18 protein-coding genes are annotated in these 21,788 nt (G+C 67.5%); 15 read left to right on the top strand and 3 right to left on the bottom strand.

Annotated features, from left to right (window positions below; all coding sequences use genetic code 11):
- Positions 1-5 precede the first annotated feature (5 nt).
- Genes QTH97_RS10310 through QTH97_RS10300 form a run of 3 tightly spaced genes read left to right on the top strand, consistent with a single transcriptional unit; the run spans position 6 to position 2,462 of the window.
- The gene (locus QTH97_RS10310; protein WP_286568045.1) at positions 6-725 is read left to right on the top strand and encodes a 4'-phosphopantetheinyl transferase family protein; all 720 of its coding nucleotides are present in this window, start codon (positions 6-8) and stop codon (positions 723-725) included.
- A complete protein-coding gene (locus QTH97_RS10305) occupies positions 722-1,522 on the top strand; it encodes an alpha/beta fold hydrolase (RefSeq protein WP_286568044.1) in 801 nt (266 codons plus the stop codon). The genes QTH97_RS10310 and QTH97_RS10305 overlap by 4 nt, the downstream gene beginning before the upstream one ends.
- On the top strand, positions 1,515-2,462 hold the full coding sequence (locus tag QTH97_RS10300; protein WP_286568043.1) for an alpha/beta fold hydrolase: 948 nt from the start codon (positions 1,515-1,517) through the stop codon (positions 2,460-2,462). The genes QTH97_RS10305 and QTH97_RS10300 overlap by 8 nt, the downstream gene beginning before the upstream one ends.
- A gap of 29 nt (positions 2,463-2,491) precedes the next feature.
- Here QTH97_RS10300 and QTH97_RS10295 read toward each other — a convergent pair whose 3' ends face one another.
- Both QTH97_RS10295 and QTH97_RS10290 read right to left on the bottom strand, forming a co-directional pair.
- On the bottom strand, positions 2,492-5,644 hold the full coding sequence (locus QTH97_RS10295) for an efflux RND transporter permease subunit (protein ID WP_286568042.1): 3,153 nt from the start codon (positions 5,642-5,644) through the stop codon (positions 2,492-2,494).
- Positions 5,641-6,897, bottom strand: a complete 1,257-nt coding sequence (locus tag QTH97_RS10290) for an efflux RND transporter periplasmic adaptor subunit (RefSeq protein ID WP_286568041.1) — start codon at positions 6,895-6,897, stop codon at positions 5,641-5,643. The genes QTH97_RS10295 and QTH97_RS10290 overlap by 4 nt, the downstream gene beginning before the upstream one ends.
- A 211-nt stretch (positions 6,898-7,108) precedes the next feature.
- Between QTH97_RS10290 and QTH97_RS10285 the strand changes: the two genes are divergently transcribed.
- The 7 genes from QTH97_RS10285 to mdoH all read left to right on the top strand — a co-directional run bounded on the left by QTH97_RS10285 (position 7,109) and on the right by mdoH (position 15,066).
- On the top strand, positions 7,109-7,603 hold the full coding sequence (locus QTH97_RS10285) for a hypothetical protein (protein WP_286568040.1): 495 nt from the start codon (positions 7,109-7,111) through the stop codon (positions 7,601-7,603).
- Positions 7,604-7,748: 145 nt separating this feature from the next.
- Entirely contained in the window at positions 7,749-9,119 is a 1,371-nt protein-coding gene (gene miaB / locus QTH97_RS10280) for a tRNA (N6-isopentenyl adenosine(37)-C2)-methylthiotransferase MiaB (RefSeq protein ID WP_286568039.1), read from the top strand.
- Entirely contained in the window at positions 9,119-10,546 is a 1,428-nt protein-coding gene (locus tag QTH97_RS10275; RefSeq protein ID WP_286568038.1) for a sensor histidine kinase, read from the top strand. The genes miaB and QTH97_RS10275 overlap by 1 nt, the downstream gene beginning before the upstream one ends.
- Positions 10,547-10,614: 68 nt before the next feature.
- Positions 10,615-11,226, top strand: coding sequence for a hypothetical protein (locus QTH97_RS10270; protein WP_286568037.1), 612 nt, complete (start codon positions 10,615-10,617; stop codon positions 11,224-11,226).
- 98 nt (positions 11,227-11,324) lie between these two features.
- Complete coding sequence (locus tag QTH97_RS10265) at positions 11,325-12,662, top strand: sigma 54-interacting transcriptional regulator (RefSeq protein ID WP_286568310.1); 1,338 nt, start codon at positions 11,325-11,327, stop codon at positions 12,660-12,662.
- 197 nt (positions 12,663-12,859) lie between these two features.
- Positions 12,860-13,060: a hypothetical protein gene (locus tag QTH97_RS10260; protein WP_286568036.1), complete on the top strand. Its 201-nt coding sequence runs from the start codon at positions 12,860-12,862 to the stop codon at positions 13,058-13,060.
- Positions 13,061-13,068: 8 nt separating this feature from the next.
- A complete protein-coding gene (gene mdoH, locus QTH97_RS10255; RefSeq protein ID WP_286568035.1) occupies positions 13,069-15,066 on the top strand; it encodes a glucans biosynthesis glucosyltransferase MdoH in 1,998 nt (665 codons plus the stop codon).
- Positions 15,067-15,193: 127 nt separating this feature from the next.
- On the opposite strand, the gene ffh is transcribed toward mdoH, so the two are convergent.
- Complete coding sequence (ffh, locus tag QTH97_RS10250) at positions 15,194-16,579, bottom strand: signal recognition particle protein (RefSeq protein ID WP_286568034.1); 1,386 nt, start codon at positions 16,577-16,579, stop codon at positions 15,194-15,196.
- Positions 16,580-16,736: 157 nt separating this feature from the next.
- On the opposite strand from ffh, the gene QTH97_RS10245 reads away from it, so the two are divergent.
- The 5 genes from QTH97_RS10245 to ampD are packed head-to-tail and all read left to right on the top strand — an operon-like array spanning position 16,737 to position 21,604.
- Complete coding sequence (locus QTH97_RS10245; protein ID WP_286568033.1) at positions 16,737-17,546, top strand: cytochrome C assembly family protein; 810 nt, start codon at positions 16,737-16,739, stop codon at positions 17,544-17,546.
- Positions 17,543-17,782 carry a PP0621 family protein gene (locus tag QTH97_RS10240; protein WP_286568032.1) on the top strand — a complete coding sequence of 80 codons (240 nt, stop codon included), beginning with the start codon at positions 17,543-17,545 and terminating at the stop codon, positions 17,780-17,782. Before QTH97_RS10245 ends, QTH97_RS10240 begins: the two co-directional genes overlap by 4 nt.
- A 34-nt stretch (positions 17,783-17,816) precedes the next feature.
- Positions 17,817-19,502, top strand: a complete 1,686-nt coding sequence (locus QTH97_RS10235; protein WP_286568031.1) for a sensor histidine kinase — start codon at positions 17,817-17,819, stop codon at positions 19,500-19,502.
- 4 nt (positions 19,503-19,506) lie between these two features.
- The gene (locus QTH97_RS10230) at positions 19,507-21,021 is read left to right on the top strand and encodes a sigma-54-dependent transcriptional regulator (RefSeq protein ID WP_286568030.1); all 1,515 of its coding nucleotides are present in this window, start codon (positions 19,507-19,509) and stop codon (positions 21,019-21,021) included.
- A complete protein-coding gene (gene ampD / locus QTH97_RS10225) occupies positions 20,987-21,604 on the top strand; it encodes a 1,6-anhydro-N-acetylmuramyl-L-alanine amidase AmpD (RefSeq protein WP_286568029.1) in 618 nt (205 codons plus the stop codon). The genes QTH97_RS10230 and ampD overlap by 35 nt, the downstream gene beginning before the upstream one ends.
- Positions 21,605-21,788: the final 184 nt, after the last annotated feature.

Genomic DNA, 21,788 nt, shown 5'->3' with positions numbered 1-21,788 from the left:
GCGCCATGACGATCTCGCAACTTCCCGCTTCCTCGTCTCACTGGCGCCTGTGGCAGGTCGACCTCGATTCCACCCCGGCGCCGCAAGCGGTCGCGGCCCTGTCGGAAGCGGAGTGGGAACGAGCCAGGCGCTTCGTCTTCAAACGCGATCGCAACCGTTTCGTTGCCGCCCATGCCGCCCTGCGCGAGACGCTTTCCGCGCAATGCGGCATACCCGCCTCCATGTTGGATTTCGCGCTGGGCCCGTTCGGCAAGCCGACGCTGGCCGAGGACATCGGGCTGCGCTTCAACCTCAGCCACAGTCAGTCGCTGGCCCTGATCGCCGTTTGCGAGAACGCCGAAGTGGGCGTCGACATCGAGTTGCTGCGGCCGATGCCCGATGCCTGGGCGCTCGCTGACAACCACTTCAGTGCGGCCGAGCGGCGCGCGCTGGCCGCGCTGCCGCCCGAGGAGCGCGACCGCGGCTTCCTCTGCTGCTGGACCCGCAAGGAAGCCTGCCTCAAGGCCACAGGCCTGGGGCTGTCAGTGGACACCCGCAGCTTCGAAGTGGGCGTGTTGCCGAACGTGCGCGAGGTGAAAATCGACTCCGAAGACGGCATCGTGTACCTCACGCTAAGCTCTTTCCTCGGCGTCCAGGGTGCCCTGTGCGCCGTGGCGCACGTGCTGGACCGCGAGGCGATCCCGGTCCCCAGCAGGCTGCGGGTCAACAACGAGATGTTCGCATGACACCGATGCACTTTGGTCCGCCCTCCAGGCAGCTGTTCGGGGTCTTCCACGCGCCCGAGCGCGAGGGCGACCTCGCCGTGCTGATATGCATGCCCCTGGGTCAGGAGGCCGTGCGTGCACACCGGCTGTTCCGCGTGGTGTCCGACCGTCTCGCACGCGCCGGCGTGGCCGTGTTGCGCTTCGACTACCACGGCAGCGGCGACTCGCCCGGCGAGGACACCGACGCCGATCTCGAAGGCTGGCGGCGCGATGTCTGCACTGCGCATGAGGAACTGCGGCGCCGTGCCGGCGGCCGGCGCATCTTCTGGATCGGCTCCCGCCTGGGCGCAGCGCTGGCGGTGACGGCAGCCAAGAGCGGGCGATGCGATCCGATGCGGCTGATCCTGTGGGATCCGATCGTGGACGGCGCGCGCTACATGGAGGCGCTGCGCGTCTGTCACGTGGATGCACTGGAACGCTCCTTCTGCGTGCCCGACCCCGGCTGGCGTCGCCAGTTGGCCCGGGACCCGGATGCCTTTACCGAGGAGCTCTTCGGCTTTGGCATGTCCCCGCTGATGCGCCAGCAATTGCGTGCGCTGACACCGGAATCCCTGCAGCTCACCGCGCTGCACGAGACGGTGGTCCTCGCCGATGACGAGTCAGCCCATCAGTGGGCGGAAAGGGAAAGCGCGCGACAAATGCCCCTGCGGATCTCGTCATTCCGGCATCCCTTGGTCTGGACGTCCGATCCGCATCCCAACAACGCGATGGTCCCCACCGAGGCGCTGCAACGATTGCTGGCGGAAGTACATGAGTGACTACAAGGAGACACCCGTTCAGTTCGGGCCCGACGGGTCGCTGATCGGCATCATCACGACTCCGGCCGAGGGTCCGCTGGCGCCCGTGGCCTGCCTCATGCTCAACATGGGCGCCAACTACCGGATCGGGCCGCGGCGCATCAATGTCAAGCTCGCGCGCCAGATGGCGGCAAGGGGTATCAGTTCGGTCCGCCTCGACCTCGCCGGCCTGGGCGACAGCGGCCCGGCCGCCGGCTCCGAGAACTTCCTGACGCAGGCGGTGCTGGACATGCAGGCAGCCATGAACCTGATCCAGACCATGCTCGGCGTTCGCCGCTTCATCGTGATCGGGTTGTGCTCGGGCGCGGTCAACGGCATGTCGCTCACCGTGGTCGATTCGCGGGTGGTGGGCCTTCTGATGTTTGACGGTCACGCCTTCCCCAGCCGGCGTGCGCTCGTGGAGCGCGCCATTCGCCGCGCGCTGGCGGTTCCGACCAACCCGGCGGTGATCGGCAAGACGATCCGCTGGCTGCAGCGCAAGTTCTCCTCCAAGGCCGCTGCCGCGGCTGCGCCGAGCATCTATGAGCCAGAATCGCCGAAAGTCGTGGCCGCGTTTTTCCGACGCTCGATGAAGCAGATCGCGGAACGCAACGTCTCGGTGCTGATGCTCTACACCGGCACCATGCACGTGACCGATCGCCGCCGCGACCAGCTGGGGCCCTTCGCGAATGAGCCCTTCATGCAGCGCGTCGAGTACCAGTTCATCGGCAACATCGATCACAGCCTTACCTCGATGGCTTCGCAGCAGACCTTCATGGAGGTGGTGTGCGACTGGGCGCTGCGCGTGACGCAAGGTGCGACGGCGGCGTCCCCGGTTCATGCCACGACCACGCTCGGGCGTTCCGAAGCGTTCACCAGCAGCCGCCTCGCGGCGGCGCTGCAGCGCGATTCGGTGGCCTGAGGTCCACCCGGGCGCGATCCCTCCGCTTCTCAGCCGGCCGTGCCAGGCGCCGCATGCGCCAGCTTTTCTCCGGGCAGTTCCTGCATCGGCCCGCTGCCGCTGTAGCGGTCGAGCGCGAGGTAGATCGCGGGCGTGATGTAGAGCGTGATCACCTGCGAGAAGATCAGGCCGCCGACCACGGCCACGCCCAGCGGCTGGCGCAGTTCGGCGCCCGCGCCCAGGCCCAGCGCGAGCGGCAGCGCGCCCATCATCGCGGCCAGCGTGGTCATCAGGATCGGGCGGAAGCGCAGGCGGCAGGCCTCTCGGATGGCGTCGATCGGCTTCATGCCCTCGGTGCGCTGCGCTTCGAGGGCGAAGTCGATCATCATGATCGCGTTCTTCTTCACGATGCCGATCAGCAGCAGGATGCCGATGGTCGCGATCAGCGTGAGGTCGAAGCCGAAGAGCTTGAGCGACAGCAGCGCGCCCACCGCCGCCGAAGGCAGGCCGGCAAGGATGGTCAGCGGATGGATGTAGCTCTCGTAGAGCACGCCCAGCAGCACGTAGATCACCAGCACCGCCAGCACGAGCAGCACCGCCTGGCTCGATTGCGAACTCTGGAACACGGCTGCATCGCCGCCGTAGCTGGTGATGATCGAGGGCGGCATCTTCAGCTCGGCCTTGAACTGGTCGATCTTGCCTGTGGCGTTGCCCAGCGGCACGTCGGGCGCGAGGTTGAAAGACACGGTCACGGCCTGGAGCTGGCCCTGGTGGTTGACCGAGGTCGGCCCCACGGTGCGCTTCACTGTCGAGAAGGCCGAGAGGGGCACCAACTGCCCCGCCTTGTTGCGCACGGACAGGCGCGACATGTCTTCCTCGAACTGGCGGTCGTTGTCGGCCGCCGAGAGGATCACCTGGTAGGTGTTGCTCGCGCCGTAGATGCTGCCGATCTGGCGGTCGCCATAGGCGTTGTAGAGCGCGGTGCGCAGGTCGCCAACCGCAACGCCGAGCACGCCGGCCTTGTCGCGGTCGATGTCGAGCGTGGCCTGCAGGCCGCGGTTTTGCGAGTCGCTCGTGACGTCGCGGAAGATCGGGTCGGCACGCATGCGCTCCATCAGCTTGTCGGCCCACACGTTCATGGTGCCGGCATTCACGCTCTGCAGGGTGTACTGGAAGCGCGCCTTGCTCTGGCGGCCGCCCAGGCGCAGGTTCTGCACGGGCTGCATGTAGACCGCGATGCCCGGGATCTCGCGGAAGCGCTTGCGCAGGGATTCGAGCACCTGCGGCATGGGCGGGCGCTCCTTGCGGGACTTGAGCACAGCGAACAGCCGGCCCGAGTTCTGCGTGGCGGTGGGACCCCCGACGCCGATGAAGGAATTGACGTAGTCGACGCTCGGATCGGCCTGGAGCGCGTCGGCCACGCGGTCCTGCAGCGCCTTCATCGCGGGGAAGGAGATGTCCTCGGCCGCTTCGGTCGTGATCTGGATCTGCCCGATGTCCTCCTCGGGGAAGAAGCCTTTCGGGATGGTGATGAACATCCACGCCGTGAGCGCGAAGGTGGAGGCAGCGACAACCAGCATGACCGGCCGGTGTCGCAGCGTCCAGTCGAGCGTACGCATGTAGTTGCTGTGCACCCAGCGGTAGCCGCGCTCGAAAGCCCGACCGATGGCGGTGCCGGGCTCGGGATGCTCTTCCTCATGATCGACCGCGCCGTCCTCGCGCGGCGTGTGCTTGAGCAGCCGGCTCGCGAGCATCGGCACCAGCGTGAGCGAGACGATGGCCGACACCATCACCGCCAACCCCACCACCACGGCGAATTCGTGGAACAGCAGGCCGATGACGCCAGGCATGAAGAAGATGGGAATGAACACCGCCACCAGCGAGATCGAGATCGAGATGATGGTGAAGCCCACTTCGCGCGCGCCGCGCAAAGCGGCCGCAAAGGGCTCCATGCCCTTCTCGACGTAGCGCATGATGTTTTCGAGCACGACGATGGCGTCGTCCACCACCAGACCCACGGCCAGCGTGATGCCGAGCAGCGACACGTTGTCCAGGCTGTAGCCGAAGGCATAGAGCAGCGCCACCGCGCCGATCAGCGAGATCGGGATCGTCAGCGCCGGGATCAGGGTGGCCACCAGCCGGTGCAGGAACAGGAAGATCACCAGCACCACCAGCAGGATGGTGCCCAGCAGCGTGAGTTGCACGTCGTGCACGGCCTCGCGGATGGACAGCGAGCGGTCGTTGACCATGTTGATCTCGACCGACTGCGGCAGTTCCTCCTTGAAGCGCGGCATCAGCGCCCGCACCGCATCGACCACCTGCACCGTATTGGCGTTGGGCTGGCGCTGCACGGCCAGCTGGATCGAACTCTGGCCATTGAAGCTGCTCGCGGTCTTGACGGACTCGAAGCTGTCCTCGATGGTCGCGACCTCGTCGAGCCGCACCGGCGCGCCGTTGCGCTGGCCGACGATGACCTTGGCGAAGTCCGCCGCCTTCAGCATCTGCTCGTTGGCCTGGATCGTGAGCGTCTGGCGCGGGCCGTCCAGCACGCCGACCGGCGTGTTCGCGTTGGCCTGCCGTACGGCGTTGGCGAGCTCGTCGAGCGTGATGTTGCGAGCGTTGAGCAGGTCGGCATCGGCCTTCACGCGGACCGCGAAGCGCTTCTGCCCGTATACGCCCACCTGCGCCACGCCGTCGATGGTCGACAGGCTCGGCGAGATCAGGTTCTCGGCGTAGTCGTTCAGTTCCGCCGGGGTCATCGAGTTCGAGACCATCGCGATGAACAGCACCGGCGCGTCCGCCGGATTGACCTTGCGATACGAAGGCAGCTGCGTCAGCTCCTGCGGCAGTTGCCGCTGCGCGCGCAGCAGCGCGGCCTGCACGTCGACGGCGGCCGCGTCGATGTCGCGCGAGCTCACGAATTCGAGCGTGACCGAGGTCACGCCCTGCGTATTGACCGAGCTGATCGTCTGCAGGCCCGGAATGGTCGAGAACTGCTTCTCCAGCGGCAGCGCGACCGACGAGGCCATGGTGTCCGGGCTGGCGCCCGGCAACTGCGCCGAGACGTTGATGACCGGCGTGTTGTAGCTGGGCAGCGCCGCGACGGGAATCTGGAAATAGGCAAAGATGCCGATCACCACCACCGCGGCGGAGAGCAGCACCGTCATCGCAGGACGACGGATGCACAGCTCGGAGATGTTCATGTGCGCTCCCGCTCCGCGACGATGCTCGCGTTGGAGGGCGCGACCGATGCCGCGCTGCCGGGCCCGGGCGCCGCGTCTCCCGGCCGTTGTTGCGGCTGGGCCGGCGCATCGAGGCGCACCTTGCCGCCGGGTCGCACGTTCTGCTTGCCCTCGATGACCACCTGCTCGCCCGGCTGGACGCCGCGCACGACGACCTGCGTGCCGAAGGTGTAGATGGATTCGACCTTGCGTCGCGCCGCCTTCTTGTCGGCATCGACCACGTAGACCGAGACGCCGTCCGCCAGCATCATCAGCGCGGAAGCCGGCAGCACGGTGGCGTCGTTGATCGTGCGGACCGTGACACGGGTCTCGACGAACTGGCCGGGCCAGAGGCTCTGGTCGGCGTTGTCGAACACGGCCTTGGCGCGCACGGTGCCGATCAGCGGATCGACCGTGTTGTCCACGAAGCTCAGCGAGCCTTTCAGCGGTTCCTTGCGCCCGGTCACGAGCGCCTCGACCGGCGTGTGCGAGCGCGCCGCCGCCAGCAGGTCCTGCAGCTTGCCTTCAGGCACCGGGAAGCTCACCGCGATCGGATCGAGCTGGGTGATGGTCACCAGCGACAGGCTGGGCTGTACCAGCGTGCCCGGATAGATGTTGACCGCGCCGATGCGCCCCGCAATGGGTGCGCGCAAGGTGGCGTAGCCCAGCGCGACCTGCGCCGACTGCACCGCCGCACGATCCGCCGCGACCGCCGCGCGCTGCGCTTCGAGTTGCGACAGCGTGGCGTCGGCGGCGCTTTTGGCGATGAAGTTCTGCGCCACGAGATCCTGGCTGCGCTTGTATTGACGCTCCAGGTCGGCCAGCATGGCCTCGTCGCGCTGCTGCTGCGCCTTGGCCTTGGCGAGGTTGGCCTGGTCGGGGCGGTCGTCGAGCGTGAAGAGCAACTGGCCGGCCTTGACGAACTGGCCTTCCTTCACGTGCACTTCCCGCACCGTGTTCGTCACCTGGGGCCGCAGGTCCACACTATTAAGAGATACCACGCTGCCGTTGACCTGGACCGTGACCGGAACGTCCTGCTTCTTCGCGGCGGCCAGAGTCACCAGCGCCGGCGCCGCGGCCCCCGCTGCACCCGTGCCGGACTTGCCACTGCCGGCCTCGACTGCGGCGCCGCCTTGTGCCGCGCCACGCGTCTTGGCACCGGACCACCACCAGGTGCCCGCGACGGCGGCAACGACCAGCACACCCGACAGGGTGAGAACGAGATTCTTCTTCATGGGGCCTTGCTATTGGATCGAAGGGGTTCGCCGGGCCTGCGCGCAGGCACTATTTTCACGGCGGCAACTATTGGAGCAGCGAGAGCGAAAAAGAGCCCCTGGCTGCCGTAAAGATAAGTAAAGCGTTCATGCACGATGGCACGTTCCGCGGCTTCGTCTGGTGGAATGCGGCCGCTAGAATCGCCGCTCCCACAGCCTCTGGATGTACCCCATGAATCGCTGCAAAAACTCCCTGAACGCTCTCATTTTAATAGCGCTGAGCACAGCGCTGGTGCCTGCTGCCGCTCTATTTTCGGCAAGTGCAGCCGCGCAGCTCGTCGATCCTTCCGCCACGCAGAACGAGGCGGCCAATGGTGGCCGCAACTTTCCGGCGGGCACGCTGCGCGGCAAGTTCATGGTGGTGAACGCGCCCGAGATCCAGCTTGACGGCCAGGCCGAACGTCTCTCGCCAGGCGCACGCATCCTCGGACCCAACCGCATGCTCGTGATGCCGGCTTCCATCACCGGCCAGAACCTGCTCGTGAACTACACCCGCGACGCCGCGGGCCTGGTGCGCGAAGTGTGGATCCTCACTCCTGACGAAGCCCGGGCCAAGCGCGCATCGGCCGAGAAGCCGCTGCTGAACTTCTGGCCCTTCGTGGCCGACAGCGGACCGCGCGACGACGGCAAGACGCCGTTCGACCAACTGCCCAAGTACGGCCAGTAGAGCTCGCCCCCAGGCTTGCTCACTTCGTGTAGCCGCCGACCCCCTGCCGGGGGCGACACCCAGCGGCCTGGCGGAGCCAGTTCCGCGGTGTCTCGCGAACACGCCGGCCTTCCGTCGGCGATATCTGAATTTCCGGGAGAGAACCATGACCCCCAAAGTTTTCATCAAGACCTTCGGCTGCCAGATGAACGAGTACGACTCGGACAAGATGGCCGACGTGCTGCGCGCCGCCGAAGGCTATGAGCCGACCACCAATGTCGACGAAGCCGACCTGATCCTCTTCAACACCTGCTCCGTGCGCGAGAAGGCCCAGGAGAAGGTGTTCTCCGATCTCGGTCGCGTGAAGCACCTCAAGGCCAAGGGCGTGAAGATCGGCGTCGGCGGCTGCGTCGCGAGCCAGGAAGGCGCGGCCATCATCGCGCGCGCGCCCTACGTGGACGTGGTGTTCGGTCCGCAGACGCTGCACCGCCTGCCCGACATGCTGAACCAGCGCGACCGCGAAGGCCGGCCGCAGGTGGACATCAGCTTTCCCGAGATCGAGAAGTTCGACCACCTGCCGCCGGCGCGGGTGGAAGGCGCCACCGCCTTCGTCTCGATCATGGAAGGCTGCTCCAAGTACTGCAGCTACTGCGTGGTGCCGTACACGCGCGGCGAGGAAATCAATCGCCCGCTCGACGACGTGCTGGTCGAGGTCGCCGGGCTGGCCGACCAGGGCGTGCGCGAAGTCACGCTGCTGGGGCAGAACGTGAACGCCTACCGCGGGCGTATGGGCGACACGGCCGAGATCGCCGACTTCGCGCTCCTCATCGAATACATCGCCGAGATCCCCGGCATCGAGCGCATCCGCTACACGACCAGCCATCCCAACGAGTTCACGCCGCGGCTGATCGAGGCGTACGCCAAGGTGCCGCAGCTGGTGAGCCACCTGCACCTGCCGGTCCAGCACGGCAGCGACCGCATCCTCATGGCGATGAAGCGCGGCTACACCGCGATGGAATACAAGAGCACGGTGCGCAAGCTGCGTGCGATCCGCCCCGGGCTGGCGCTCAGCAGCGACTTCATCGTCGGCTTCCCGGGCGAGACCGACGAGGACTTCGCCAAGATGATGAAGCTCATCGACGACCTGGAATTCGACGCGAGCTTCAGCTTCATCTTCAGCCCGCGCCCCGGCACGCCCGCGGCGGCGCTGCACGACGATACGCCGCATGCGGTCAAGCTCGCGCGGCTGCAGAAGTTGCAGGCTGTCATCGACGGCAACGTCAAGCGCTTCGGCGAAAGCCGCGTCGGCACCGTGCAGCGCGTGCTGGTCGAGGGCGCCTCCCGCAAGAACGCCCGCGAGCTGATGGGCCGCACCGAGTGCAACCGCGTCGTCAACTTCGAAGGCGACACGCGGCTGGTCGGCCAGATGATCGACCTGCGGATCACGCGCTCGCTCGCCTACACCTTGCGCGGCGAGGTCGTGACCGCCGAATCGACGCACGTGGCCGGTCGGCCCGCACCGGCGCCCGTCGCCTGATGGCGAAGCTGACCTCGGCGCGCGGTTCATTCCAGCAGCTGCTGCTGTTCGCCTTTCTCCTGATCACCGCGCTGCTGGTGGGCGTCGCGCTGCGCGCCGTCTTCCAGTACGACCTCCTGATGACCGAAAGCCGCGACGCGGCGGCGCGCGCCCTCACGCTGTCGGGGGCCGCGCAGTCGCTGGCCGAGCGCAGTGCCGCGATGGAGCGGGCCGGTCGCCAGTCGCTGGTGCTCAACGACGCCGTGCTGCGCCGCCGCTTCGACGACGCCGCGCGCGATGCCCGCCAGGTGCTCGAACGCCTGGTCGCGAACGGGCTGGCGACCGACGGTCCCGACAAATGGCGCGAGCAGCTCGAAGTGATCCAGGGCCTGATGAGCGGCGCCCCCGAGACGGCGCTGGCGCGCGAAAGCTCCATGGCGATGCAGTTTCGCGACCTCGATGCGCTCAACACCAACATCGCACAGCAGGTGCAGTTCCTGATCGAGACGCAGAACAAGGCGCTTGCGGAGCGCATCGAGACGGCGCGCACGCGGCTGATGCGGCTCGTGGTGGCCGCCAGCGCCCTGGCAGCCGCGCTGGCGCTGGCTTTCGGCGTGTGGCTGGCGCGGCCGTTCAAGCGGCTGGAGCGGGCCATCGTGGGGCTGGGCGAAAACCGCCTCGACGAGCCGATCGACATCCATGGTCCCTCCGACGTGCGCCGCGTGTCGCAGCAGCTCGAATGGTTGCGCCTGCGCCTCACCGAGCTGGACGCGGACAAGGCACGTTTCCTGCGGCACGTTTCGCATGAACTCAAGACACCGCTGGCGGCCCTGCGCGAGGGGGTCTCGCTGCTGGAAGACGGCGTGACCGGCGCACTCAACCCCGCGCAGCGCGAGGTCGCCCAGATCCTGCAGCAGAACACCGTGTCGCTTCAGAACCAGATCGAGGCACTGCTGCGCTTCAACGCCGCGGCCTTCGAGGCACGCCAGTTGCACCGCGAACGCACGCCGCTGCTGCCGCTGATCGAGGACCAGATCGAGGCGCAGCGGCTCCAGTGGCAGGCCAACGGGCTGACCGTGCGGGCCGAGGGCGAACCGATCGCCGTCGTGGTGGACCCGGTCAAGCTCGGGACCGCGCTCGCCAACCTGCTGTCGAACGCGATCCGGTTCTCGGCGCGCGGCGGCACCATCACCATGGCGGTCTCGAGCACGGCCGACAAGGCGTACATCGACATCAGCGACGCCGGCCCCGGCATCGCGGAAGGCGATCGCGACCGCATCTTCGAACCCTTCTTCCGCGGCGAGAAGCAACCCCAGCACTCGGTCAAGGGAACGGGCATCGGCTTGTCCATCGTGCAGGAGTACATTGCAGCCCATGGTGGCCGCATCACGCTGCTGCCGGGTGGGCCGGGTGCGCAATTCCGCGTCGAACTGCCGCGTTCCACCTGAAGCCCACCGACCCACGCGCGATTTTCCGACCCATGTGTTTTTCGATCTTTCGCAGATCCGTCCTCGCCATGACGATCGTCATGACGCTGCTGGCCGGCTGCACCACGCCACGGAAGCCGCCGGCCGAGCCGGTGACGGTGGCGGTCGTCCCACCGCCGCCCCCGCCCGTCACGCCGGTCGAGGCTGAACCGGTTGCGCCGGCGACGCAGCCCGGCGGCATCTTCGCGCAACAACCGCAGGGTCCGGTCGGCACCATGCTCACCTACGCCGACAAGGTGCGCCAGCTCGGCCCGCCCGAACTCGCGAACGAGTTGTCCCGCCTCGGCGATCTCGTCGAGACGCCCACGACGCAGATGCAGACCGCGATCGTCCTGGCGCAGACCCGTGCGCCGGCCGACCTCGTCAAGGCGCAGGGACTGCTGCAGCGCGTGGCCACGAACCCCTCGGCCGATGCGCTGCCGCTGCAGCCGCTCGCCCGGGTGCTCGGGGCGCGCTATGCGGAACAGCGGCGGGTCGAAGACGACCGCGACAAGCAGGCGCAGCAACTGCGCGACAGCCAGCGCCGCATCGACCAGCTCAACGATCGCATCGAGGCGCTGCGGGCCATCGAGCGCAGCTTCACGCGCCCCAATCCGCCACCGGCGGCCCCGGCGACCAACAGCACCAAACCCGCACCGTGAACAATCCGGCACCACCCTCGCCCGCCAAGGAGCCCGCCGTCGCAGGCGTCGGCGAGGCGCGTGGCGCGCGCCTGCTGGTGGTCGACGACGATCCGGACATGCTGCGGCTGCTGTCGATGCGGCTGACCTCGTCGGGCTACCAGGTCACGGCCGTGACCTCAGCGGAATCGGCGCTCACGCAACTGGAGATCGAGCATCCGCAACTGGTGCTGAGCGATGTCCGGCTACCGGGGCGCGACGGGCTCGCGCTGTTCGACGAGATCCGCAAGCGCCACCCGACGCTGCCGGTGATCCTGCTGACCGCGCACGGCACGATCCCCGACGCGGTCGAAGCCACGGCGCGCGGCGTCTTCACCTACCTGACCAAGCCCTACGACGGGCGTGAGCTGCTCGAAAAGATCGCGCAGGCGCTGGCTTTGGGCGCCCCCGCGGCGGCGCCCGGCAAGGGCGGGGACGAAAGCTGGCGGGCGGAGATCGTCAGCCGCAGCAACCGCATGTCCGAACTGCTGGCCGAGGCCCGCATGGTCGCCAAGTCCGACGCCAGCGTGCTGCTGCGCGGGGACAGCGGCGCCGGCAAGGAACTCCTGGCCCGCGCGATCCACCGCGCCAGCGCCCGGGCCGACAAGCCCTTCGTGGCCGTCAATTGCGGCGCCATTCCGGAAGCCTTGCTGGAGTCGGAGCTGTTCGGCCACATGAAGGGGGCCTTCACCGATGCGGTCGCCAACCACAAGGGGCTGTTCCAGCAGGCCGACGGCGGCACGCTGCTGCTCGACGAGATCGGGGACATGCCACCGGCGCTGCAGGTCAAGCTGCTGCGGGTGCTGCAGGAACGCGCGGTGCGACCGCTGGGCGCCAGCCAGTCCATCGCGGTCGACGTGCGGATCATCTCCGCCACCCACCGTGACCTGGATGCGGCGATGGAGGCCGGCCAGTTCCGCGAGGACCTGTACTACCGTCTCAACGTCGTGACACTGAGCCTTCCGCCCCTTTCGGCGCGTCGGGAGGACATTCCGTTGCTGGCAAACCACTTCCTGCAGCGACTGTCGACCAAGTACGGCAAGCGGCTGTCCGGCTTCGCGCCCGAGGCGTTGAAGGCCCTGACCACTGCCTCGTGGCCGGGCAATGTGCGCCAACTGTTCAACGTGGTCGAGCAGGTGTGCGCGCTCTCGAGCTCACCCCTGATCCCACTGGCGCTGGTGCAGCGCGCGCTGCGCGTGCCGAGCGTCGAAGTGCAGACCTATGCCGAGGCCAAGCAGCGCTTCGAGCGCGACTACCTCGTCGGCCTGCTCAAGCTGACCGACGGGAATGTCGCCGATGCGGCACGCCTGGCCGACCGCAACCGGACCGAGTTCTACCGGCTGTTGCAAAAGCACGAACTCACGCCCGGCCACTTCAAAGCCGAAGGCGTGTCGCCGGGTCCTGAAACCGGTCGCTGACCAGCGACACCCCTAAGTCGTTGATTTCATTGGATTTTGGTAGTCAGGCTCGACGGCTTGTCGGGATTCGGCGACAGATTCGGGGGTTTCGGGGCCAATTCCGGCCTCTCGCCTCGCCCAACCCCCTTCGAATCGATCCAAGTGCTTGATTTGAAATAGTTTTTTCGTGCTGGCACAGGGTTTGCCCCTGTTAAGGCATGACAGCACTTACCAGCCCCTCTTTCGCGATGCGTCCGCAGCGCGACGGCCTGCGTCAAAAGCAGTTTTCCCTCTCGCGGCCCCGCGCCGCGGGACATTCGCTGGCTGCGCTCGAAGCCTCCAGCGGCATCGCGCCGGATTGCGTGTTCAAGCGCTTTCCGGCTATTGGCGACACGCCCTCCGTCCAGAAGCAACGTTGAGCCGACACATGAAGCCCAATGAATTCTCCCAAATGAAGGTCCTGACGGAAGGCGATTTCTCGCACCGGAGCCTCCTTCGTGAAGAGCGCCATCCCAACTCGGTGACCGCTCCCCCCATCAACCGCGGCTCGATGATGCCCCGCCCGTGGCGTGGCTTCTGGAACAGCATCGGCACGGCCCTGCTGGTCAAGCTCGGCGCCGGCGGCGCCGCGAAGGCCTCGAAGCAAGGCGCGGCACCCAAGGCCGAGCAACCGTGGCAGCGCGCGGCAACGCAGCGCCGCTGCGCCTTCATGGCGCTGGCACTGCTCAGCACCGTGATCGCCTCGACGCTGTTTGCGCGCGTGCAGCCCGACTACGACAACCTCTGGCTCGAATACAGCCAGATCGCCCTGTACGGCCTGCTGTCCGGCTGGGTCGTGACCGGCTTCGTGACCGCGCTGATGGGCTTCTACGTCTCGGTGCGCGGGGACAAGCACGCACTGTCTGCCAAGCAGGTGGCCAACCACCCGATGAACCCCGAGGCGCGGACGGCGATCATCATGCCGATCTGCAACGAGGACGTGTCCACCGTGTTCGCCGGCCTGCGCGCAACGTGCGAATCGGTCGCCGCGACCGGCCATGCCAAGCAGTTCGACGTATTCGTTCTGTCGGACAGCTACACGCCCGAGATCGCCGCCGCCGAGCGTGCCGCCTGGGAAGACCTGCGCGCCGCCCTGGCCAGCAGCCCCAACCAGCCGCAAGTCGAGGTGTACTACCGCCTGCGCACCCGCCGCACGCACCGCAAGGCCGGCAACGTTGCCGACTTCTGCCGCCGCTGGGGCAAGGATTACCGCTACATGGTCGTGCTCGACGCCGACAGCGTCATGAGCGGCGACTGCCTGACCTCGATGGTCAAGCTGATGGAAGCCAACCCGACGGCCGGCATCATCCAGACCGCGACGCAGGCCATCGGCCATGTCACGCTGCACGCCCGCGCCCAGCAGTTCGCCTCGCGCATGACGGGCCGCCTGTTCACGCTCGGCATGCAGTTCTGGCAGCTCGGCGAATCGCACTACTGGGGCCACAACGCGATCATCCGCGTCCAGCCCTTCATGGACCACTGCGCGCTGGCGCCCATCAAGGGCAAGGGCGGCATGTCCGGCGGCATCATGTCGCACGACTTCGTCGAGGCCGCGCTGATGCGCCGCGCTGGTTATCACGTGTGGCTGGTGGCCGATCTGGTCGGCAGCTACGAGCAGCAACCGCCGGATCTGCTGGCCGAGCTGCAGCGCGACCGCCGCTGGTGCCAGGGCAACCTGCAGAACGCCCGCCTGATGGCCGAGCCCGGCCTGCACTCGGTGCACCGCGCGATGTTCGTCACCGGCACGATGGCCTATGTGTCCGCACCCCTGTGGCTGGCGTTCCTGACGCTGGGCACCGCCCTGTGGCTCACCGGTTCGAGCGTGGTCGAGCATTGGCTCGCGATGCCGATGGAACTGGCCGGCCTGTGGCTGTGGACCTTGTGCCTGCTGTTCCTGCCGCGCGTGCTGGGGATCATCGCCGTGATGATTCGCGGCGAGCAGCGCCAGTTCGGCGGCGTGGGTGGCCTTCTGAAGAGCGCCGCCCTCGAAAGCGCCCTCGCCATCGTGCAGGCGCCGGTTCGCATGCTGGCCCACTCGCTGTTCGTGGTGGTGGCCCTGACCGGCATCAAGCTGGACTGGAAGTCGCCTCCGCGTGAAGCCGCTGCCGTGCCGTGGCGCATTGCCGTCGCCCAACTGGCGCCGATGACGCTGGTGATTGCCGCGCTCGCCGTGGGCATCGCACTGATCGACGCCAGCGCGCTGGCGTGGCTGATGCCGGTGGGTCTTCCGCTGCTGCTGGCGATCCCGCTGACGGTGCTGACCAGCCAGATCGCGCTGGGCAACTCGCTGCGCGACAAGGGCTTCCTGCTGATTCCGGAAGAATCGCGTTCGCCGGCCGTGCTGCGGCGTGCATGGATGCACGCAGTGCGACTGGCCCGCGCCTAAGCCATCTCACCACCAAGAAAAAGCCCGCATCCGCGGGCTTTTTTCTTTTCCTGGAATACCGCGGAACCGGCTGTGCCGGGCCGCCGGTATTGGAGAGCGACACGAAGTGCGCGAGCCTGGGGGTGACTCAGAACCTCGGCATCCCGCCGCCACCGCCCATGCCCGGCATGCCCTTCATGCCGCCCATGCGCTTCATCATCTTCATGAGGCCGCCGCCCTTCATCTTCTTCATCATCCCCTGCATCTGCTCGAACTCGTTGAGCAGGCGGTTCACTTCCTGAACCTGCACCCCGGCACCGGCCGCGATGCGCCGCTTGCGCGTGGCCTTGAGGAGTTCGGGCTTGCGACGCTCCAGCGGCGTCATGCTGTTGATGATCCCTTCCTTGCGGCGAATGTCGCGTTCGGCGCGGGTCATGTCGGCCTCGGTGGCCTTGGCGGCCATCTGCGCGGGCAGCTTGTCCATGATGCTGGAGAGGCCGCCCATCTGCTTCATCTGCTGCAACTGGCCGAGGAAGTCGTTGAGGTCGAAACCGGCGCCGCTCTTGACCTTGGCCGCGAGCTTCTGCGCCGCGGCGACATCGACGCCGGCCGTGACCTGTTCGACCAGCGCGACGATGTCGCCCATGCCCAGGATGCGGCCGGCATGGCGCTCGGCATCGAATACTTCCAGGCCGTCGATCTTCTCGCTGACACCCGCGAACTTGATCGGCACGCCCGTGACCTGCCGCACCGACAGGGCCGCGCCGCCGCGCGAGTCGCCGTCGGTCTTGGTCAGGATGATGCCGGTCAACGGCAGCGCTTCCTTGAAGGCCTTGGCGGTGTTGATCGCATCCTGCCCCTGCATCGCATCGACCACGAACAGCGTCTCGATCGGATTGAGCGCAGCGTGCAATTGCTGGATCTCGTTCATCAGCACTTCGTCGATCGCGAGCCGGCCGGCCGTGTCGACCAGCAGCACGTCGAAGAAGTGGCGCTTGGCATGGTCGAGCGCGGCGCGGGCAATGTCGAGCGGCTTCTGGTCCGGGCTGCTCGGGAACCATTCGGCCCCGGCCTGCCTGGTGACGGTCTTGAGCTGCTCGATGGCCGCGGGACGGTAGACGTCGCCAGAGACGGTGAGCACCTTCTTCTTGCGCTTCTCTATCAGGTGCTTGGCCAGCTTGGCGGTCGTGGTGGTCTTGCCGGCGCCTTGCAGGCCGGCCATCAGGATCACCGCCGGAGGCTGCGCAACGAGGTTGATATCCGCCACGCCCTCGCCCATCGTCGCGGCGAGTTCGCGGTTGACGATGCCGACCAGCGCCTGCCCGGGCTTCAGCGAACCGAGCACCTCCTGGCCGAGCGCCTTCTCCTTGACGCGCGCGACGAAGTCGCGCACCACCGGCAGCGCCACGTCGGCTTCGAGCAGGGCCATGCGCACCTCGCGCAGCATGTCCTGCACGTTGCTTTCGGTGATCCGGGCCTGGCCGCTCATCGTCTTGACGAGGCGGGAGAACTTTTCTGTGAGCGCGGTGGCCATGAAGAGGTACCTTGTTGCTCCGCTGAGGCAGAGCGAAAGAAAGTCGTTGAACACCGCGGATCCGGCTCCGCCGGTCCGCCGGTGTTGCCCCCGGCAGGAGGTTGGCGAAGCGACACGAAGTGCGCGAAGCCTGGGGGCAAGCCATTAAACTCGACCGATGATTTTAGCGATCCCCTCCCCACTCGGCGTGGCACTGGGCATCGCCACCGCCGCAGCCTATGGCTTCACCGCGGCAGCATCCTCCTGGCTCAGCCGCTCGTCCACACAGTCGCTGCTGGCGCTGGCGTGGCTGCTGCATGCGTTTGCGCTGGGCTGCGGGCTGGTCGGCGGCACCCCGCGCTTCGGCTTCGCGCCGGCGATCTCGGTCACGGCCTGGCTCGTGCTGACGGTCTACGCCATCGAGAGCCGGATGTATCCCCAACTCCAGGTGCGCCGCGCGCTCGCAGCGCTGGGCGCGGCTGCCGTGCTGCTGGCCGTGCTGTTCCCGGGCACACCGCTGCACGTCACCGCTTCGCCCTGGTTGCCGCTGCACTTGGCGCTCGGCATCGCCTCCTACGGCCTGTTCGGCGCGGCGGTGATCCACGCGTGGCTCATGACCCGCGCCGAAAAGCAGATCCGCCTCGCTGCCGAACCGCAGGGCGGCGTGCCGCTTCTCACGATGGAGCGTCTGACCTTCCGCTTCGTGGCTGCGGGCTTCGTGCTCCTTTCGGCCACGCTCCTCGCAGGACTCCTGTTCAGCGAGACCCTCTACGGCACCGCCGTTCGCGGCTGGAAGTGGGACCACAAGACCGTCTTCTCTGTCCTTGCCTGGCTCGCCTTCGCTGTCCTGCTGATCGGACGCGCCCGCTTCGGCTGGCGCGGGCGCACCGCGCGCCGCGTGCTCTACGCGGGTTCCGCCCTGTTGGTGCTGGCCTATGTGGGTTCGCGCTTCGTCCTGGAAGTCGTCCTCTCGCGCGCCCCCGCATGAAATACCTTCTCGTCCTCGCCGTCGTCTTCATCGCGATCTGGATCTGGCGCAAGAACCGCCGCGAAGAAATGCAATCGCGCCCACCGCCCCCCGCCAAGCCACCGGCCGTCGGCGCCCCCCAGGCGATGGTCCGCTGCGCCCATTGCGGGCTCCACTTGCCTGCGGCCGACGCAATCACCGGTCCAGCAGGCGTGTACTGCAGCGCGGCCCACCGCCAAGCCGCGGGAGGGAAATGACTCCCGCCCAGCGCGAAGCCTGGGCGCGAACCTCGTGACCACTTTGTGGTCGCGAGGCGATCCAGCCACGGACTGGAGTTCGCTCGAACATTTCAGCGGAGAAAGCACGGCGTTGCAGCGCCTGTGGCGCGGCTTCATGGCCGGGCGATGCTTCGTTGCGGCGGTGCTGCTGCTGTTGCAGGCCGTGACCATGGCGCTGGGGCAGCCGACTCAGCCGGTTGCCGTTGCGCTGTCGGCCGGCTACGTGGCCGCCGCGCTGCTGGCGGCGCGTTTCGCGCCATTCAAGACGATACGGGGCGTGGACGCTGCGTGGCTCTCGACCATCGGGGTCGATCTCGTCACCTTCACGGCGCTGCAAGTGATGCAGGTCGGCAGCATCAACTACACACCGCTGTTCGCCCTGCCCGTGTTGATGGGCGCGGTGCTGGGCACGAGCGCGGTGGGCCTCGGCACCACCGCGGTCGCCACCTTGCTGCTGCTGGGCCATGCGGTGTGGTTCTGGCTCGAACAGCCCACCGACACCTCGCCCCGATTCGTCCAGGCCGCGCTGACGGGCACCGGACTCTTCGTGGTGGCCTTGATCGCACACGAACTGGCGCGTCGGCTGACCCGCGAGGAAGCGGTGGCACAGCGCAACCGAAGCGCCGCGCAGATGCACGCGCTGGTCAACGACCTCGTGATCGAAACGCTGAGCGAAGGCGTCCTGGTGATCGATGCCGAGGGCCGGGTGCATGCCGCCAACCCGGCCGCCGATGCCATCCTCGGACAGGGTCTCGCGGAACTCGCACTGCCGTTTGCGCTGAATGCGCATCCGGCATGGGCTCCGCTCGCGGCGCTCGCGCGCCAGACCTTCACGCGGCGCTCGCCGCAGTCGAAGGAAATTCCCGTTGCTCAAGCGCAGGGCGCGCCACGCGAAGTCCGTGTGCGCACAAGGCTGACGCAAACGAGGGATCGCCAAACCGAAAGCCTGTGCGTGATGTTCCTGCAGGACCTGCGCGAACTCGAAGCGCGCATCCGCACCGAGAAGCTGGCCGCCATGGGCCGCATGTCGGCAGCGGTCGCGCACGAGATCCGCAACCCGCTCGCCGCCATCACCCAGGCCAGCGCGCTGCTCAGCGAGGACCTGGTCGACCCCGCGCATCGCCAGCTCACGACCATGGTCCAGCAGAACGCGCAACGCCTGTCCCGCATCGTCGATGACGTATTGGATGTGGCGCGGGCCCGGCAACAGCGCGTGCTCCCGCTGGGCGAACAGGTCGCCCTCGACCCGACCGTGCGCACGCTCGCCGAAGAATGGGTGCAGCATGCGCAGCGGCAGGGCGTCCTGCTCGCGCTGGACGCGACCGGCAGCGACGTGCGATTCGACATCGAACACCTGCGCCGCATCCTCGTCAACCTGCTCGACAACGCGGCGCGCTATGCGGGGGATCGCGAGGGTTCGATCCAGGTGACCACGCGAATCAACTCGGCCGGGCGCCCCTGTCTCCAGATCTGGAGCGACGGTGCGCCGCTCGAACCCGCGGTGCAGCGCCATCTGTTCGAGCCCTTCTTCTCCTCCGAAAGCCGATCAAGCGGCCTTGGCCTCTTCCTGTGCCGCGAGTTGTGCGAGCGCCACGGCGCGACCATCGGCTACGAGCGCCGCGCCCTCTCGCCAGGGGGGCCGGAGGGCAACGAGTTCTTCGTGGCATTTGCCGCTGCCGAAAGCCGGCTGACACAATAGCGGCGTGAGCACCCTCCATCCGTCCGCGCCGCGCCCCGCCCAGATCCTGGTCGTCGACGACGAACCCGATCTGCGCACTCTGTATGAACTCACGCTGCTTCGAGAGGGCTACCGCGTCGAAGCCGCCGGCAGCGTGTCCGAGGCCTGGCAGCACCTGGAGGCCGGCCGCTTCGATGCGGTGATCACCGACATGCGGCTGCCCGACGGCCTCGGCATGGAGATCCTCCAGCGCATCCAGCAGGACCAGCGCAGCGAGCGCTGCGTCGTGATGACGGCCTACGGCTCGGCTGAGAACGCGGTCGAGGCCCTCAAGGCGGGCGCCTTCGACTACCTCACCAAACCGGTCGACCTGAAGCAGTTCCGCTCGGTCGTCGCGTCCGCCGTGCTGGCGACGGCGCAGCCCGCCACGGCGAAGGCGGTTCGCGCGGCCGATGACAGCGGCAAGGCCGCATCGGCGATCGGCAGCAGCGGCGTGGCCGCGCTCGAGCGGCTGGTGGGCGAATCCGAACCCATGCGCCTCGTCAAGGCCCGCATCGCCAAGGTGGCGCGCGGCATGGCCCCGGTGCTGGTGCGCGGCGAGTCCGGCACCGGCAAGGAACTGGTCGCGCGCGCGGTGCATGCATGCAGTCAGCGCAGCGACGGGCCCTTCGTCGCGGTCAATTGCGGCGCCATTCCCGAGAATCTTCTCGAAGCCGAATTCTTCGGCGCCCGCAAGGGTTCGTACACCGGCTCGTCGCAGGACCGCGACGGCTACTTTCAGGCGGCACGCGGCGGCACTTTGTTTCTCGACGAGATCGGCGACCTGCCGCTCGCGATGCAGTCCAAGCTGCTGCGCGCCATCCAGGAACGCAGCGTGCGCCCCATCGGCTCGACACAGGAAGATTCGGTCGACGTCCGGATCGTGAGCGCCACGCACAAGGACCTGCATGCGGAGGTCCATGCCAGCCGCTTCCGGCAGGATCTGTTCTACCGCCTCAACGTGATCGAGATCGCCGTGCCGGCCTTGCGCGAGCGCCGCGGCGACCTGCCCGCGCTGTGCACCGCACTGCTCGAACGCATCGCGCGCGACGCCGGCATGCCGGTGCCGACGCTGTCGGCCGATGTGCTGCAGCGCCTGTCCGAGCATCCGCTGCGCGGCAATGTCCGCGAGCTGGAAAACCTCCTGCATCGCGCCGTGGCGTTGAGCGACGGCGACATGCTGCATCTCGATTTCGTGGACAGCGCGGTGATGCCCGCGGAACCCGTGCTGGCGGAGCCCGTGATGCTCGCGGAACCCGGCCCGGCGACCGCGCCCCCGTTGCCCACGCGCCAGGCGTCGGCGATGCCGACCGATCTGCAAGGCTATCTCGATCAACAAGAACGCCAGATTCTCGTTCGCGCGCTGCAGGAAACCGGCTTCAATCGCACGGCGGCCGCGGCGCGGCTTGGATTGAGTCTTCGACAGATCCGCTATCGCATCGCGCGCCTGGGTATCGCGACGCCGAATGGCGACGACGGCAATGCCGGTGCCGATGAATGAAGCCGGCGCCGGACTCTGGGAGTCCGGCTGGTACCGCTTCGCCCGGCAGTTGCGCTCCCCCAATTTCGGGCCGCGCCCGGACGGCGCGAAGATCGACCTCATCGTCCTGCATTCGATCAGCCTGCCGCCAGGGCGCTATGGAGGCGACGAGGTGCAGCAGCTCTTCACGAATCGCCTCGACTGGGACGCGCATCCCTATTTCGCCGCCATCCGCGGCCTGGAGGTTTCGGCTCACTTCTATATAAGACGCAACGGCGAGCTGTGGCAGTTCGTGAGCTGCGACGAGCGCGCGTGGCACGCCGGCGCATCGTCGTGGCGCGGCCGCGCGAATTGCAACGACGATTCCATCGGCATCGAGCTGGAAGGAATGGAGGGCGACCCCTTCGAAAGCGCGCAATACGAAAGCCTGGCCAGCCTGTGCCCGGCGCTTGCGCAGCGCTACGCGATCGCCTTCGTCGCCGGCCACGAGCATATTGCGCCGGGCCGAAAAGAAGACCCGGGCGCCGGCTTCGACTGGCCCCTTCTTCGCGAGGAACTCGGGTGGGATCCGGCGATGTTTCCTCCGGGCGTCGCGACCCGCTGAAATTTTTCAATCGCAAAGCAACGGGCGATGCGTCCCTGGTGCATCGCCGCAAATGATCCCTGCGGGTGGTGCAAGCGCAGCAACCATGCGCTTTTCAGGCCCAAATCCCTCGGAAACCCCCGTGGATCGCGGCCCCCGCTAAGGTGGGGCACTGGTGATGCGGGATAAATGTGCCTTCAGCGTT

It is taken from the genome of Variovorax gracilis (assembly GCF_030317115.1).
Classification (GTDB): Bacteria; Pseudomonadota; Gammaproteobacteria; order Burkholderiales; family Burkholderiaceae_C; genus Variovorax; species Variovorax gracilis.
The sequence above is the reverse complement of the archived record's forward strand: the minus strand, read 5'-3'. Positions and strand labels throughout refer to the sequence as shown.